The organism is Streptomyces sp. CNZ301 (assembly GCF_004217425.1).
Window position 1 is genome coordinate 4,971,202 of sequence record NZ_SHLG01000001.1, and the last position, 14,610, is coordinate 4,985,811.

The following is a 14,610-nucleotide window of genomic DNA, read 5'->3' on the forward strand; positions in this document are numbered from 1 at the left end:
CCGCCCGGCCCGGTCACTTGCTCACGTACGCCGCGAGGTGCTCGCCGGTGAGTGTGGAGCGGGCGGCGACGAGACCGGCGGGCGTGCCCTCGAAGACGACCCGGCCGCCGTCGTGGCCCGCGCCGGGACCGAGGTCGATGATCCAGTCGGCGTGCGCCATGACGGCCTGGTGGTGCTCGATGACGATGACCGACTTGCCGGAGTCGACGAGCCGGTCGAGCAGGCCCAGCAGCTGCTCGACGTCGGCGAGATGGAGGCCGGTGGTGGGCTCGTCGAGGATGTAGACGCCGCCCTCCTGTCCCATGTGCGTGGCCAGCTTGAGCCGCTGCCGCTCGCCGCCGGAGAGCGTGGTGAGCGGCTGCCCGAGGGTGAGGTAGCCGAGGCCGACGTCGGCGAGCCGGCCGAGGATCTTGTGCGCGGCCGGGAGCCTCGCCTCGCCCGCGCCGAAGAACTCCTCGGCGTCGGCCACCGACATCGTGAGCACCTCGCTGATGTCGCGGCCTCCGAACTTGTAGTCGAGCACCGCCGCCTGGAACCGCTTCCCGTCGCACACCTCGCAGGGGACGGCGACTCCGGCCATCATCGCCAGGTCCGTATAGACCACCCCCGCCCCCTTGCAGTTGGGGCAGGCGCCCTCCGAATTGGCGCTGAACAGCCCCGGCTTGACGCCGTTGGCCTTCGCGAAGGCCTTGCGGACCGGGTCGAGCAGGCCCGTGTACGTCGCCGGGTTGCTGCGCCGCGAGCCGCGGATCGCGGTCTGGTCGACGGCAACCACCCCCTCCAGCCCGGCAACCGAGCCGTGGATCAGCGAGCTCTTGCCCGAGCCCGCCACGCCGGTCAGCACGGTCAGCACGCCGAGCGGGATGTCGACGTCCACGTCCCGCAGGTTGTGGGTGGCGGCGCCGCGCACCTCCAGCGCCCCGGACGCCTTCCGCACCGACGGCTTGAGGGAGGCCCGGTCGTCCAGGTGCCGCCCGGTGAGGGTGTCGCTGCCCCGCAGCTCCTCCACAGTGCCCTCGAAGACGACCTGCCCGCCCTCCGCGCCGGCGCCCGGTCCGAGGTCGACGACGTGGTCGGCGACCGCGATGGCCTCCGGCTTGTGTTCGACGACCAGCACCGTGTTGCCCTTGTCCCGCAGCTGCCGCAGCAGGTCGTTCATGCGCTGGATGTCGTGGGGGTGCAGACCGATCGTCGGTTCGTCGAAGACGTAGGTGACGTCGGTGAGCGACGACCCCAGGTGCCGGATCATCTTCGTGCGCTGCGCCTCGCCGCCCGAGAGCGTGCCCGACGGCCTGTCCAGCGACAGGTAGCCGAGCCCGATCTCGACGAACGAGTCGAGGGTGCGCCCCAGCGTCGTCAGCAGCGGCGCCACCGCGGCGTATCCCCCGCTCGAAGAGCCCGGCGAAGGCTCGCGCAGGCCCCGCACCCACTGCGCGAGATCGCTGATCTGCATCGCGCAGGCGTCGGCGATGCTCACCCCCTCGATCTTCGACGACCGCGCCTCCGCGCTCAGCCGTGTGCCGTCGCACTCGGGGCAGGCGGTGAAGGTGACCGCCCGTTCCACGAAGGCCCGGATGTGCGGCTGCATCGCCTCCTTGTCCTTGGACAGGAACGACTTCTGGATCTTGGGGATCAGCCCCTCGTACGTGAGGTTGACCCCGTTGACCTTCACCTTGGTGGGCTCACGGTGGAGGAAGTCCCGCATCTCCTGCTCGGTGAACTCGCGGATGGGCTTGTGCGGGTCGAGGAAGCCCGATTCCGCGTAGACGCCCACGGTCCACCAGCTGTCCGACTTCCAGCCGGGGATGGTGAACGCGCCCTCCGCGATCGACTTGGAGTCGTCGTAGAGCTGGGTCAGGTCGATGTCGCTGACCGAACCCCGGCCCTCGCAGCGCGAGCACATGCCGCCGGTGACGCTGAAGCTGCGGCGCTCCTTCACCGTCTTCCCGGCACGCTCCATGGTGACGGCGCCCGCCCCGCTGACGGACGCGACGTTGAAGGAGAACGCCTGCGGCGAGCCGATGTGCGGCTTCCCGAGGCGGCTGAAGAGTATCCGCAGCATCGCGTTGGCGTCGGTGGCGGTGCCGACCGTGGAGCGGGGGTCGGCGCCCATCCGCTCCTGGTCGACGATGATCGCGGTGGTCAGCCCGTCCAGTACGTCGACCTCGGGCCGGGCAAGCGTCGGCATGAAGCCCTGCACGAAGGCGCTGTAGGTCTCGTTGATCAGCCGCTGCGACTCCGCCGCGACGGTGCCGAACACGAGCGAGCTCTTGCCCGAGCCGGAGACTCCGGTGAACACCGTCAGCCGGCGCTTCGGGAGTTCGACGCTGACGTCCTTCAGGTTGTTCACGCGCGCACCGTGCACGCGGATCAGATCGTGGGTGTCCGCGGCGTGCGGCGTGGGCGACTGCGAGTCGGTCCTCGAGTCCGTGGTCATCGTGTCTCCATCTGTGAGGTGCCTGTGACGCGGACGTCTTCCGCGGACGTCTTCCGCGGACGTCTTCCGGGGAGGGCTTCTCGGGACGTCTTCTCGCGGTCGCCGACGCGTCCTTCTCGCGGTGGCCGGGGCGGGCGCCGGCGGGACGGCAGGATCCGCTTCGAGCAGCTCGTCCGGCTGTCCGTATGGTTCTACTTCGTCCGTGCTGCCGCGGCAACGGTCCGATGGCGGCCGGCCCGTGCGGCAGGGTCGCGGCCGTCTGCCCGGTGGCGGCGGCTGCCGCGCTCGTGGCCGCGTGGCCGACGGTCGTGCGGGTCAGGACCGTGCACGGGTCACGGCCGGTCACGGTGAGCGGGTGGAAGGTGCCTGTTCCGGTGGCAGAGGAAGCGCAAGACAGGAAGCGCAAGAACGGTGACGTCCATGCCGGTCAGGCTAGGCGGGGCTCCGTCGTCCGCGCTTCTCGATTCCTGACCGGCCTGGTCACCTGCTTCGCCACACACGACGGCATCCCCGCCGTCGCCTGCGCCGCCTCCCGGCGGTAGGTGCTCGGCGGCATCCCGACGAGTTCGGTGAAGCGGGTGCTGAAGGTGCCCAGCGACGAACAGCCGACCGTGAAGCAGACCTCGGTGACGCTCATGTCGCCGCGGCGCAGCAGGGCCATCGCGCGCTCGATGCGCCTCGTCATCAGGTATCCGTACGGGGACTCGCCGTAGGCGCGGCGGAACTCGCGGCTGAGGTGCCCGGCCGACATGTGCGCGCCGCGTGCGAGCGCCTCGACGTCCAGCGGCTGCGCGTACTCCCGGTCGATCCGGTCGCGGACACCGCGCAGCCGCGCGAGGTCGCGCAAGTGCTGTGCCGTTCGGGGCTCTCCCGTTCGGCCGCCCGGGGAAGCCCCCGCCCACGGCTGCGGGGCCGCGGCGGAAGGTGTGCTGGTCACCTGTAGAAGCGTGCCACCTCACGGACCGGGGGTCGAGTGCCGGGGTGTGCCAGGCGTGCGGGCGCCGACGGGGCAGCGGGCCCTGGCGCTGCGCCGTCTCCCGATCAAGGCGGGCGGGGCGGCGGGGCGCTGCCCGGGAGCTGCGAACCCGCTGTCGTTTCCGTCCAAGACGGCCGCGGCGGCCGCGATCTAGCGTGGGCGCAGCAGCTCCCTCGATCAGGAGGAGCCGGCACATGAGGAGACAGCACGATGCGTGATCTGGTCTACACAGGCTTCATGTCGCTCGACGGCGTCGTGGACTCGCCCGGCGGCGGGCCGGAGGAGGAACACCGCAGCGGTGGCTGGGTGGTCGAGGACCTCGACTTCGTCCCGGAAGCCTGGTCGCTGAAGGGCGAGGAGCTCGCCGGCACGACGGCGCTGATGTTCGGCCGCCGCAGCTACGAGGCGTTCGCGCCGGTCTGGCCCGGCTCGGAGGACCACGCCGACTACAAGGAGCTTCCCAAGTACGTGGTGTCGTCCACGCTCTCCGAGGACGCCCTCGTCGACGGATGGGGGCCGACCACGATCCTCCGCTCGGCCGAGGACGTCGCCGCGCTCAAGGAGAGCGAGGGCGGCGCGATCTTCATCCACGGGAGCGCGGAGCTGGCCCGGCGGCTGTCGGAAGCGGGCCTGATCGACCAGTACAACCTGCTCGTCTTCCCCGTGCTGCTCGGTGCGGGGAAGAGCCTGTTCGACCGGGCCGACCGCGCCAAGAAGATGCTGACGCTGCGGGAGTCGGAGAGCTACTCGAACGGGATCCTGAAGCTGGTCTACAGCGTCAGGCGCTGATCCAGGTCGAGGGCTATGACGCCACCGGTGCCCTCGCGAAGCTGCCGGGCGGTGCGTCCGACGTAGGAGCGCAGCGCCCGGGCCAGGTGCGGCTCGTCGAAGTAGCCGAGCACGGCGACGACATCGGCGGCCGGGTCGCCGGCCGCCAGCAGTTCGGCCGCCTTGCGGGCCCGTTCGATCTGCCGGACGGCGCCCCGCGTCAGCCCGGTCGCGGCGCGGAAGCGGCGTTCGACCGTGCGCCCGGAGACGGCCGGGTGGTGGCCCCGCAGCACCTCGGCGACGAGCGGGTCACGGACCACGGTCCCGGCCCGGACGAGACGCTCGACGAGGGCCTCGGCGTCGTCGGGGCCGGGCGTCTCCCAGCGCTCGCCGTTCAGCCGGAACGTCCGGCGCGTGGTGTCGGGAAGCTCCACACCGCCGTCGACCAGCGCCGGCGTGGGCACGGCCCGCAACGAGGTGCCGACGGTGAACTCGATGCCCGTGAAGGTCGCGCCCTCGGGCACCGGCGCACTGCCGGTCCGGGTCTCGGGGCCGGTGACACCCGCGTACGCCCGGCCGTCCTGCTCCCAGAACACCAGACCCCAACTCACCCCTGCGACGGACGTCATCGCCGTGACCTGCTCGCTCGTGCAGGTCCACACGGTGTCGACCCACGGCGAACCGGACCGGCGTGTCTCGAAGCGCAGTGCCACGGGGCGAAGGATACGCCGCGTCGTGGCGGGCGAACCCGCCCGTCGGACAGGCCGTTGACCGTGAAAGCAGACCGGAGGGCCAGGACGGCCCGGATCAGGACGAGGAGTCCTTGCCCGCTTCCGGATCGCCGGCCTCCGCCGGATCCAGCAGGTGCGGGTTGTTGTTGCGGACGTTGTTGACCGCGGTGGAGACCGGACGTGCGTCCAGCTCCCCTCCGGCGGGCGAGGTGAGGAGCGCGCGGAGCTCGTCCGGGTCCTCGTGTGCGGGGTCGAGCCATGCGGCCTGGTCGGCGGGGTCGAGGGCCAGCGGCATCCGCGGGTGGACCCTTCCGGCCGCGTCGGTGGCCTCGGTGGTGAGGATGGTGCACGTCCGCCACCAGGCCTGCGGGTCGTCCTTGTCGCGGTCGGGATCCCGCCAGACCTCGTACAGGCCCGCCAGCGCCATCACCTGGCCGTCGTGGGGATGGATGAAGTAGGGCTGCTTGTACGCCTTGTGGGTCTCGGTCGCCGGGACGGACTGCCACTCGTAGAAGCCGTCGGCAGGCAGCAGGCAGCGGCGCTTGGCGAACGCGCGGCGGTAGGCCCGCTTTTCGTGGGCCGTTTCCATGCGGGCGTTGATCATTTTCGCTCCGACCGCCGGACTCTTCGCCCAGAACGGGACCAAGCCCCAGCGCAGCGGCCGCAGTTGGCGCTCCACCGCCCCCGTCTCACGGTCGGCCTTCTCCAGAACCGCCCACACCTGGTCGGTCGGAGCGACGTTGTAGTTCGGACCCAGGGCCGCCTCCCGGTCCCACTGGTCGACGTCGAAGAGGCCGGCCAGGTCTTCCGGGCTGCGGGTCGAGGCGTATCTGCCGCACATGCGTCCACCCTGCCACGCCGGTACGACAGTGACGGCCCGGTCGGCCGGTGTGCGCACCGCGCACCGCGTACCGTGCATCGCGCATCGCGCATCGGCCCCCGGCTCCCGGCGCGTTCAGCCTCCGGCTCCCGGCGCGTTCAGCCGGGCGCGTTCAGGCCGAGGCCTGCACGACCTGCCAGATCCTGGTCGCGACATGCAGGTTGAGACGTGTGTCGGGCTGCGACAGGTCGTGGCCGCTGACCTCCCGTATGCGCCCGAGCCGGTAGCGCAGGGTGCTGCGGTGGATCGTCAGCACGGAGGCGGCGGTGTCGTAGTTGCCGCCGCAGTCGAAGTAGAGGGCCAGGGTCCTCACCAGGTCGGTGTGGTGCCCGGCGTCGTAATCCTGAAGCGGGCCCAGCCATTCCCGTACGAACTCCTCGGCCTTCCGCTGGTCCTGGCCGGAGGCGAGGATGCGGCAGAAGCCCAGATCGTCGTATGCGGTGGCACCGGCGGGGTTGCCCGAATGGCGCCGGAACTCCGAGGCGCGCACCGCTTCCTCGTAGGAGCGGGGGAAGTCGGCCGGTGCGTCGGCCCGTCCGCCGATCCCGACACTTCCGTCCGCGGAGCCCAGTTCCTCCGCCACGGCTTCGTGCAGCGCGTGCGGCGCGGCGGCGCCCCGCACGGCGAGCACCGTGGCCCCCGGGCGGCGGCCGAGCAGGAAGCGGAGGCCCAGGTTTGCCGCCGAGCGGCCGACGGCCTCGGCGACGGTGTCCGCCGGTCTGTCCTGCCACCGCACGACGACGAGGCGGTGCGTGCCGTGCAGATCGTGGCCGACGGCTTCGGAGCGTGCGCAGGCCCCGGCGTCGTCGGTTCCGGTGACGAGGTCCTCGACGAGTTCGCGGCGCAGCCGGAGCTCGGTCTCCGCCAGGCGCCGCTGGTGGGACAGCTCCAGGGCCAGCGCGACGCAGGCGTGGTCGAGCACGAACTCCTCGTGGGCCCCGGCCGTTCTGCCGGGGTCGATCAGCGAGATCGTGCCGAACACCTTGCCGCGGTGCTGGGCGATGCAGGTGAGGCGGCTTCCCGCACGTACGGGGCCGGCGCGCCGCATGCCGCTGTGCACCTCCTGCTCGCGCCGCACGAGCCCCCGTTCCGGGTACGGTTCGGGGCGGCCGGGCCCCGACCACACCCGCAGATTCCCGAAGGGGTCTTCGACGGCGACAGGGAGACCGGTGAACGCGCGGACCATGTCCGCGATGCCTTCCTCGCTCTCGGCCGAAGCCTGGCTGAGGCACTCGTGGACGGACTTCTGGAATTCGAGCTCCGCCACCGACTCGCGGAGGCGGGCGATCGCCCGGCCGCGATCGCGGTGGGCGCGGCGCAGCGCCGCGGCGTGTTCGCGCTCCGCCCTGCGCCCCGCGGCGTTGCTCAGGGCCGCCGAAGTCTGCTGCGCCAGCGCCCCGATCAGGAACTGCTCCTCCTCGGACATCCGGGTGGCGGCGCTGACCACCAGGTATCCGACCGTGGCCCCGGCCGAGCGCAGCGCAACGGCCTCGCACCAGTTCCGCCCGGGGACCCGCACGATCCCGTCGTCCCCGCCGAGAGCGGCGACCTGGTCGTCCAGGTCCGTACCCGGGGCGCCGTCCCGTTCGTCGGGCGCGCGTATCCATCCGCCGCTGCCGTTTTCACCGGCGTCTCCGGCACGGCCTCCGCTTTCACCGGCGTCTCCGGCACCGCTTTCGCCGGCGCCTCCGGCACCGCGGCCGTCGCCGGGGCCACCGCCGTCGCGGCGCAGATATCCGGCCTCCGCCGTGCAGCGTGCGAGGGAGGCCACGGCACCCATGGCCAGGTGCAGGACGTCCTCCTCGTCGCATCCGTCGAACATCGCGATGGAGAGCAGGACGAGGTCCCGAAGGCCGTCCGGGCCCTCCGTGCCCCACGTGGCGGGGGCGGGAAGGCTCTGCCGCTGTTCTGTGGGGTTGACGCCCATGTTCTGACCCCCGCGTCTCCTCGTACCGCGTCCCCTTCCCCTTTTTTCAGGCTAGCGACGGCCGGAGGCGTTCGCCTGTCCGTGGCCGGGCGCTGCGCTGCCCCCGGGAGCGCGACCCTCCGGCCGTCCCTCTGCCCCGGGAGGCCCATGCGCCTGCTCCCCGCGTCGCGCACCGTGGATCACGTGCGCCGGCAACGCGCGCAGGCCGAAGGCGGCGGCGGGCTCCGCCGCAGGGAATCAGGGGGACCGGGCGAATCCGGGGGACCGGGCGAACCCGGAACCAGGGCGAGCCCCCGCAGGTGTCGTCGCGTGAGCGACCGCTTCCGGCCGGTAGGTGAGCGCTGGAGGAGGAGGCACCTCATGGGCAGGGCAGTGGGCATAGACCTCGGCACCACGAATTCGGTCATCGCCTATTGGGAGGGCGGCGAGTCGACGGTCGTCCCCAACGCGGAAGGCACCCGTACGACACCGTCCGTGGTCGCCTTCACCGACACCGGGGAGCGGCTGGTCGGCCAGCTGGCGCGACGCCAGGCGATCCTCAATCCCAAGGGCACGATCTACTCCGCCAAGCGCTTCATCGGCCGCAACTACGACGAGGTCCCGGACGAGGCGAAGGCCGTGGCCTACGACGTGGTCGAGGGGGAGGGCGGTGTCGCCCGCTTCGAGGTACGGGGGAAGCAGTACGCGCCGGAGGAGATCAGCGCACAGGTCCTGCGGAAACTCGCGGACGACGCGGGCAAGGCCTTCGGCGAGAAGGTGACCGAAGCGGTGATCACCGTTCCCGCGTACTTCAACGACTCGCAGCGCACGGCGACGAAGGACGCGGGCCGCATCGCCGGGCTGGAAGTCCTGCGAATCATCAATGAGCCCACCGCCGCCGCGCTCGCCTACGGACTGGACAAGAAGGAGCACGAGAGCGTGCTCGTCTTCGACCTCGGCGGCGGGACGTTCGACGTAAGCATTCTGGACGTCGGTGACGGGGTCGTGGAGGTCCGCTCGACCGCCGGCGACGGCCACCTGGGCGGCGACGACTTCGACCGGCGGCTCGTCGACCACCTCGCGGACGCGTTCCAGCGGGAGAACGGCATCGACCTCCGCAGCGACCCGCAGGCCCTGCAGCGGCTCTTCGAGGCGGCGGAGAAGGCCAAGACGGAGCTCAGCTCGGTCACGCAGACGCAGGTCAGCCTGCCGTTCATCACCGCGGACGCCGCCGGGCCGAAACACCTGACGGAGACGGTGAGGCGCTCCACCTTCGAGCAGATCACCGCCGACCTGGTCGAACGCTGCCTGGCCCCGGTCAGGCAGGCCATGGCCGACGCGAAGATCACCGACAGCGACATCGACGAGGTCATCCTCGTGGGCGGCTCCACGCGGATTCCCGCGGTGCAGGCCCTCGTCCGCCGGCTCACCGGCGGCATGGAGCCGAACATGAGCGTCAATCCCGACGAGGTCGTCGCGGTGGGCGCCGGCATCCAGGCAGGTGTGCTGAAGGGCGAGGTCAAGGACGTCCTGCTGCTTGACGTCACGCCGCTCTCGCTGGGCGTGGAGACACGCGGCGGCGTCATGACGAAGATCATCGAGCGGAACACGACCATCCCCGTCCGGCGTTCGGAGACCTTCTCGACGGCCGAGGACAACCAGCCGGCCGTGGACGTCGTGGTGCTCCAGGGCGAGCGCGAGAACGCCGCCGACAACAGGGTGCTCGGGCGGTTCCAGCTCACCGACATCAGGCCGGCGCCGCGCGGCGAGCCCCAGATCGAGGTCGTCTTCGACATCGACGCCAACGGCATCCTCAACGTCACCGCACGCGACCGGGACACCGGCGCCGAGCAGGGCATCACGATCAGCGAGAGCTCGAACCTCGACCGCAGCGAGGTCGAGAAGATGGTCGCCGAGGCCGAGCGCAACCGCAGCGAGGACCAGGCTCTCCGCCAGGCCGTGGACGCCCGGAACGAACTGGACACCGTCGCCTACCAGGTGGAACGCCGGCTCTCGGAGCTGGGCGACGACGCGCCGCAGCACGAGAAGGCCCGCGCGGAGATGCTCGTCGCCGACGCCCGGATGGCCGTGGAGCAGGGGGAGGAGCTCGAGGGCGTCCGCTCGCTCACCTCCGAGCTTCAGCAGCTCTTCCACGCCCTGGGCGCCCGCGGGGCGGCACCCGGCCCCGAAGCGGCCCCGGCCGGCGCAGCGTCCTCCGAGGGCGGGAGCGGTGAGGGCCCCTCGGGTGGTGACGACGTCGTGGACGCAGAGTTCGACAAGGGCTGAGGCGGTGCCATGCCGAAGAAGAACGAACCCACGGAAGCGGAGTTCCCGCTCGAGGAGGGGGACGAGGTACAGGAGCCCGGCGCCTCCGGGGAGGGCGCTTCGCGCGAGCGGCCGGCCGCCGGGAAGCCGGCGGTGACGGCCGAGCCCGGGCCACCGACGGAGCCCGGGGCAAGGGCCGAGCCCGGGCCACCGACGGAGCCCGGAGACCAAGCCGGGCCCCGGGCGCGCACGGAGACCGTGGAGGACCTGCGCGACCGCTGGCACAGGGCCCTGGCCGACGCGGACAACCTGCGCAAGCGCCACGCCCGCGAACTCGAGCAGGCACGTTCGGCGGAACGTGCCCGTACGGCGGCGGCGCTGCTGCCCGTCATCGACCACCTGGAGCTGGCGCTCGAACACGCCGGGTCCGACCCGTCCTCCGTGATCGAAGGTGTGAGGGCGGTGCGGGACCAGGCCGTCGGCACCTTCGAGAAGCTGGGCTTCGCCCGGCACGAGGAGACCGGGGTGCCCTTCGACCCCGCTCGTCACGAGGCGGTGAGCACCGTCGAGGACGACGGGTCCGGGCCCGGCGTCGTCAGCGACGTTCTGCGCCCCGGCTACGGCGACGGCCCCGGCCAGCTGCGTCCCGCGGCCGTCACCGTCACCGCGCGGCGGGAGTGACCTGCCGTGGCCCGTGACTACTACGAGGTCCTCGGCGTGGCCCGCGACGCCGACGCGGACGAGATCCAGCAGGCCTACCGGCAACTGGCCCGGAACTACCACCCCGACGTCAACACCGAGCCGGCGGCGGAGGAGCGCTTCAAGGAGCTCAACGAGGCCTACAGCGTGCTCTCCGACCCCAGGAGCCGCAGACGGTACGACCGCTACGGCCCCGCGTTCCGCCAGATCCCCGAGGACTACGACGAACGTGTGGCCGCCGGCGCGGGCAGGGCGGGCGGACCGCGGGGCCGGGGCCCGCGTGTGCGGGTGTCGGAGGACCTCGGCGAGGGTTTCGGACCCTTCCAGGACGTCGGAGTCGACCTCGACGACCTCTTCGGGTCGATGTTCGGAGCGGGCGGTGCCCGCGGCCCGGTTCGCGGCGCGGACCAGGAGGCGGAGATACCGCTCAGCGTCGAGGAGGCCTACCGAGGGGGCCGCCGCAGCTTCACCCTCAGCGGGATGCAAGGCGCCCGTACGTACGAGGTGAACATTCCCCGCGGCGTCGTCGACGGCCGGCGCATCCGGCTCGCGGGCGAGGGCGGCCGGGGCAGTCAGGGCGCCCCCGCCGGCGACCTGTTCCTGCGGGTGCGGATCACGCCGCACCCCCGCTTCCGACTCGATGGCCGCGACATCCACGTGCAGCTTCCCGTCACCCCGTGGGAGGCGGCGCTCGGCGCGACCGTTCCGGTGCCCACTCCCGACAGGCCGGCGAAGGTGAGCGTTCCCGGCGGGTCCTCCAGCGGCAGGCGGCTGCGGCTGCGCGGCGAAGGCATGCCCGACCCCGGCGGGAGGCCCGGCGACCTCTACGCCGAGCTGCGCGTGATGGTGCCGCCCGCGCCGGCAGGCCGTGAACGCGAGCTGTTCGAAGAGCTCGCCGCCGCCTCCGACTTCGATCCGAGGAGGCAGTCATGACGACCTCGCGGTCGAGGCTCTCCGGCCCCCGCGCCGGCGGCGGGGCGGCCCGTCCGTCCCACGTGCTGGCGCCCGCGCACCGGCTGAGCCTGGAGACCGTCGCGCGCCGGTCGGGGCTGCACCCGGAGCTGGTACGGCGATTCGTCGCCCTCGGTCTCCTCGAAGACGTCCACCGCGACGCCGAGGGACGTCTGTGGTTCCCCTCGTCGGCACCCATGATCCTGGCCCGCATCCAGCGGCTGCGAGCCGGGTTCTGTCTGAACTACGCGTCGCTGGGGCTGGTCCTGGACCTGCTCGACCGCATCGCCGTGCTGGAGGCGCGGCTGCGCCGCAGCGGTGTGAGGAGCTGATGACTCGTCATGGATATGAACCGTCTGACCCAGAAGTCGCAGGAAGCGCTCCAGGAGGCCCAGTCCACCGCGGCACGGCTGGGCCGGGCCGAGGTCGACGGCGAGCACCTGCTGTCCGCCCTGCTCGGCCGGAGCGACGGCCTCATACCGCGCCTCGTGGAACAGGCAGGCGCCGACGTCCCGGCGCTGCGGGAGGACGTGGAGCGTCAACTGGCCCTCAAACCACGGCAGACCGGCGCCGGAGCCGCGTCGGGCCAGGTGTATGTGACGCGGGGGCTGGCGAACCTGCTGGAGACCGCCGACCAGGAGGCCCGCAGGCTCAAGGACGAGTACGTCTCCGTGGAGCATCTGCTGCTCGCGATGGCCGACGAGGGCTCCGCGACCGCGGCGGGGCGCACGCTCGAGGAGCACGGCGTCACCCGTGACGCCTTCCTCAGCAGCCTCAGCCGTGTTCGCGGCAGTCAGCGCGTCACCTCCGCCACTCCCGAAGGGGCGTACGAGGCGCTGGAGAAGTACGGCCGCGACCTCGTCGACGAGGCACGGGGCGGGACTCTCGACCCGGTCATCGGACGGGACGCCGAGATCCGCCGGGTGACGCAGATCCTCAGCCGGAAGACGAAGAACAACCCGGTGCTGATCGGTGACCCGGGCGTCGGCAAGACCGCGGTCGTGGAGGGGCTCGCGCAGCGCATCGTCAGCGGTGACGTTCCCGAGGGGCTGCGGGACAAGACGATCTTCTCCCTGGACATCAGCGCGCTCGTCGCCGGAGCCAAGTACCGCGGCGAGTTCGAGGAACGGCTCCAGGCGGTGCTCGCCGAGGTGAAGGCCGCCGAGGGCAGGATCCTGCTGTTCGTCGACGAGCTGCACAACGTCGTCGGGGCGGGCGGCGGTCCCGAGGGCGCGATGGACGCGGGCAACATGCTGAAGCCGATGCTGGCACGCGGCGAGCTCCACATGATCGGCGCGACGACGCTGGCCGAGTACCGGAAACGTGTCGAGTCGGACGCCGCCCTGGAGCGCAGGTTCCAGCAGGTCATGGTGGACGAGCCGTCCGTCGAGGACACCGTGTCGATCCTGCGCGGGCTGCGGGAGCGGCTGGAGATCTTCCACGGCGTCAGCATCCAGGACACGGCGCTTGTCGCCGCGTCCACGCTCAGCCACCGCTACATCTCCGACAGGTTCCTCCCCGACAAGGCCATCGATCTCGTCGACGAGGCGTGCGCCCGCCTGCGTACGGAGATGGACTCGATGCCCGCCGAGCTGGACGAGCTGACCCGCCGTGTCACGCGCCTGGAGATAGAGGAGGCGGCGCTCTCCAAGGAGTCGGACCCGGCCGGCACCGCGAGGCTTGAGGAACTGCGGCGGGAGCTCGCCGACCTGCGGGCGGAGACGGATGCGAAGCAGGCCCAGTGGGAGGCCGAGCGCCAGGCGATCCGCAGGGTGCAGGAGCTTCGGGAGGAACTGGAGCGGATGCGTCTGGAGGCCGAGGAGGCCGAGCGCTCCTACGACCTGAACCGCGCGGCCGAACTGCGCTACGGCAAGATCACCGACCTCGAACGCAGGCTGGGCGCGGAGGAGGAGCAAGTGGCCGCCAAGCAGGGCGAGTCACGGCTGCTGCGCGAGGTGGTCACCCAGGACGAGATCGCCGGGATCGTCGCGGCGTGGACCGGTATCCCGGTGACACGTCTCCAGGAGGGCGAGCGGGAGAAGCTGCTGCGGCTCGACGACATTCTGCGGGAGCGGGTCGTCGGACAGGACGAGGCCGTCGGCCTGGTCGCCGACGCGGTCATCCGGTCCCGGTCCGGCATCCGCGCGGGTCCTTCGTCTTCCTGGGGCCGACGGGCGTCGGGAAGACGGAACTGGCGAAGGCTCTCGCGGCAGCGCTCTTCGACTCCGAGGAGAGCATCGTCCGGCTCGACATGAGCGAGTACCAGGAGCGGCACACGGTCAGCAGGCTCGTCGGCGCACCTCCCGGATACGTCGGTCACGAGGAAGGCGGACAGCTGACGGAGGCGGTGCGGCGCAAGCCCTATTCCGTCGTGCTCTTCGACGAGATCGAGAAGGCGCACGCCGATGTCTTCAACACCCTCCTCCAGGTGCTCGACGACGGGAGGATCACGGACGCGCAGGGCCGTACCGTCGACTTCCGCAACACCGTGATCATCCTGACGTCCAACATCGGTTCGGTGCACCTGCTGGACGGCGTGACCGCGGAGGGAGAGATCAGGGCCGACGCCCGCAGCCGCGTCATGGACGAACTGCGCGCCCACTTCAGGCCCGAGTTCCTCAACCGCGTCGACGACGTGGTGCTCTTCAGCCCGCTCGGCGAGGAGCAGATCGAGCAGATCGTGGATCTTCAGTTCGACGAACTGCGCTCCCGGCTCGCGGAACGCAGGATCACCGTCGAACTGACCGAGCCGGCACGCCGGCTGATCGCACGCCAGGGCTACGACCCCGTGTACGGCGCCCGGCCCCTGCGCCGCTACATCTCGCACGAGGTCGAGACGGCCGTCGGGCGTGCCCTGCTGCGGGGCGACGTCGAGGACGGCGCGTCGGTGCTCGTCGAGGCCGCCGACGGGGAACCGGCCGTCACCTACCGGTCGCCGGCGGCCGGAGCCCGGCCCCGCGACGACTCCCTCGCCAGGGCAGCGTGACCGCGGTCCCG

Annotated in this window: 10 protein-coding genes and 1 pseudogene; 6 read left to right on the forward strand and 5 right to left on the reverse strand. The window is 71.7% G+C overall.

From position 1 onward, the window contains the following. Window positions 1–13: 13 nt before the first annotated feature. Together EV375_RS21490 and EV375_RS21495 are read right to left on the reverse strand one after the other, a co-directional pair. A complete protein-coding gene (locus EV375_RS21490; RefSeq protein WP_130301007.1) occupies window positions 14–2,437 on the reverse strand; it encodes an excinuclease ABC subunit UvrA in 2,424 nt (807 codons plus the stop codon). A gap of 427 nt (window positions 2,438–2,864) precedes the next feature. Next, on the reverse strand, window positions 2,865–3,284 hold the full coding sequence (locus EV375_RS21495; protein ID WP_130302017.1) for a helix-turn-helix transcriptional regulator: 420 nt from the start codon (window positions 3,282–3,284) through the stop codon (window positions 2,865–2,867). A gap of 339 nt (window positions 3,285–3,623) precedes the next feature. Between EV375_RS21495 and EV375_RS21500 the strand changes: the two genes are divergently transcribed. Beyond that, the gene (locus EV375_RS21500; RefSeq protein ID WP_130301009.1) at window positions 3,624–4,202 is read left to right on the forward strand and encodes a dihydrofolate reductase family protein; all 579 of its coding nucleotides are present in this window, start codon (window positions 3,624–3,626) and stop codon (window positions 4,200–4,202) included. On the opposite strand, the gene EV375_RS21505 is transcribed toward EV375_RS21500, so the two are convergent. The 3 genes from EV375_RS21505 to EV375_RS21515 all read right to left on the reverse strand — a co-directional run bounded on the left by EV375_RS21505 (window position 4,184) and on the right by EV375_RS21515 (window position 7,719). Beyond that, the gene (locus EV375_RS21505) at window positions 4,184–4,894 is read right to left on the reverse strand and encodes a helix-turn-helix domain-containing protein (RefSeq protein ID WP_130301011.1); all 711 of its coding nucleotides are present in this window, start codon (window positions 4,892–4,894) and stop codon (window positions 4,184–4,186) included. The two genes, EV375_RS21500 and EV375_RS21505, sit on opposite strands and share 19 nt — an antisense overlap. Window positions 4,895–4,988: 94 nt before the next feature. Next, the gene (locus EV375_RS21510; protein WP_130301013.1) at window positions 4,989–5,753 is read right to left on the reverse strand and encodes an SOS response-associated peptidase; all 765 of its coding nucleotides are present in this window, start codon (window positions 5,751–5,753) and stop codon (window positions 4,989–4,991) included. Window positions 5,754–5,904: 151 nt separating this feature from the next. Continuing rightward, window positions 5,905–7,719 (reverse strand): helix-turn-helix domain-containing protein, encoded by a 1,815-nt coding sequence (locus tag EV375_RS21515; RefSeq protein WP_165434790.1) that lies wholly within the window; start codon window positions 7,717–7,719, stop codon window positions 5,905–5,907. Between the two features lie 360 nt (window positions 7,720–8,079). On the opposite strand from EV375_RS21515, the gene dnaK reads away from it, so the two are divergent. From dnaK to clpB, 5 genes and pseudogenes are all read left to right on the forward strand, one after another. Continuing rightward, window positions 8,080–9,984 (forward strand): molecular chaperone DnaK, encoded by a 1,905-nt coding sequence (gene dnaK, locus EV375_RS21520; RefSeq protein WP_130301017.1) that lies wholly within the window; start codon window positions 8,080–8,082, stop codon window positions 9,982–9,984. A gap of 9 nt (window positions 9,985–9,993) precedes the next feature. Then, window positions 9,994–10,644 (forward strand): nucleotide exchange factor GrpE, encoded by a 651-nt coding sequence (locus tag EV375_RS21525; RefSeq protein WP_130301019.1) that lies wholly within the window; start codon window positions 9,994–9,996, stop codon window positions 10,642–10,644. A gap of 6 nt (window positions 10,645–10,650) precedes the next feature. Further along, window positions 10,651–11,595, forward strand: a complete 945-nt coding sequence (locus EV375_RS21530) for a J domain-containing protein (RefSeq protein ID WP_130301021.1) — start codon at window positions 10,651–10,653, stop codon at window positions 11,593–11,595. Continuing rightward, on the forward strand, window positions 11,592–11,945 hold the full coding sequence (locus EV375_RS21535; RefSeq protein ID WP_130301023.1) for a chaperone modulator CbpM: 354 nt from the start codon (window positions 11,592–11,594) through the stop codon (window positions 11,943–11,945). The genes EV375_RS21530 and EV375_RS21535 overlap by 4 nt, the downstream gene beginning before the upstream one ends. A 9-nt stretch (window positions 11,946–11,954) precedes the next feature. Further along, window positions 11,955–14,599: pseudogene (gene clpB, locus EV375_RS21540) on the forward strand (ATP-dependent chaperone ClpB). Window positions 14,600–14,610: the final 11 nt, after the last annotated feature.

What these genes read in the sequence shown, in the direction of transcription:
- EV375_RS21500 (WP_130301009.1), top strand. Translation starts at nt 3,624, where the DNA reads ATGCGTGATCTGGTCTACACAGGCTTCATGTCGCTCGACGGCGTCGTG.
- EV375_RS21515 (WP_165434790.1), bottom strand. Translation starts at nt 7,719, where the DNA reads ATGGGCGTCAACCCCACAGAACAGCGGCAGAGCCTTCCCGCCCCCGCC.
- EV375_RS21535 (WP_130301023.1), top strand. Translation starts at nt 11,592, where the DNA reads ATGACGACCTCGCGGTCGAGGCTCTCCGGCCCCCGCGCCGGCGGCGGG.
- EV375_RS21510 (WP_130301013.1), bottom strand. Translation starts at nt 5,753, where the DNA reads ATGTGCGGCAGATACGCCTCGACCCGCAGCCCGGAAGACCTGGCCGGC.
- EV375_RS21490 (WP_130301007.1), bottom strand. Translation starts at nt 2,437, where the DNA reads ATGACCACGGACTCGAGGACCGACTCGCAGTCGCCCACGCCGCACGCC.
- EV375_RS21525 (WP_130301019.1), top strand. Translation starts at nt 9,994, where the DNA reads ATGCCGAAGAAGAACGAACCCACGGAAGCGGAGTTCCCGCTCGAGGAG.
- dnaK (WP_130301017.1), top strand. Translation starts at nt 8,080, where the DNA reads ATGGGCAGGGCAGTGGGCATAGACCTCGGCACCACGAATTCGGTCATC.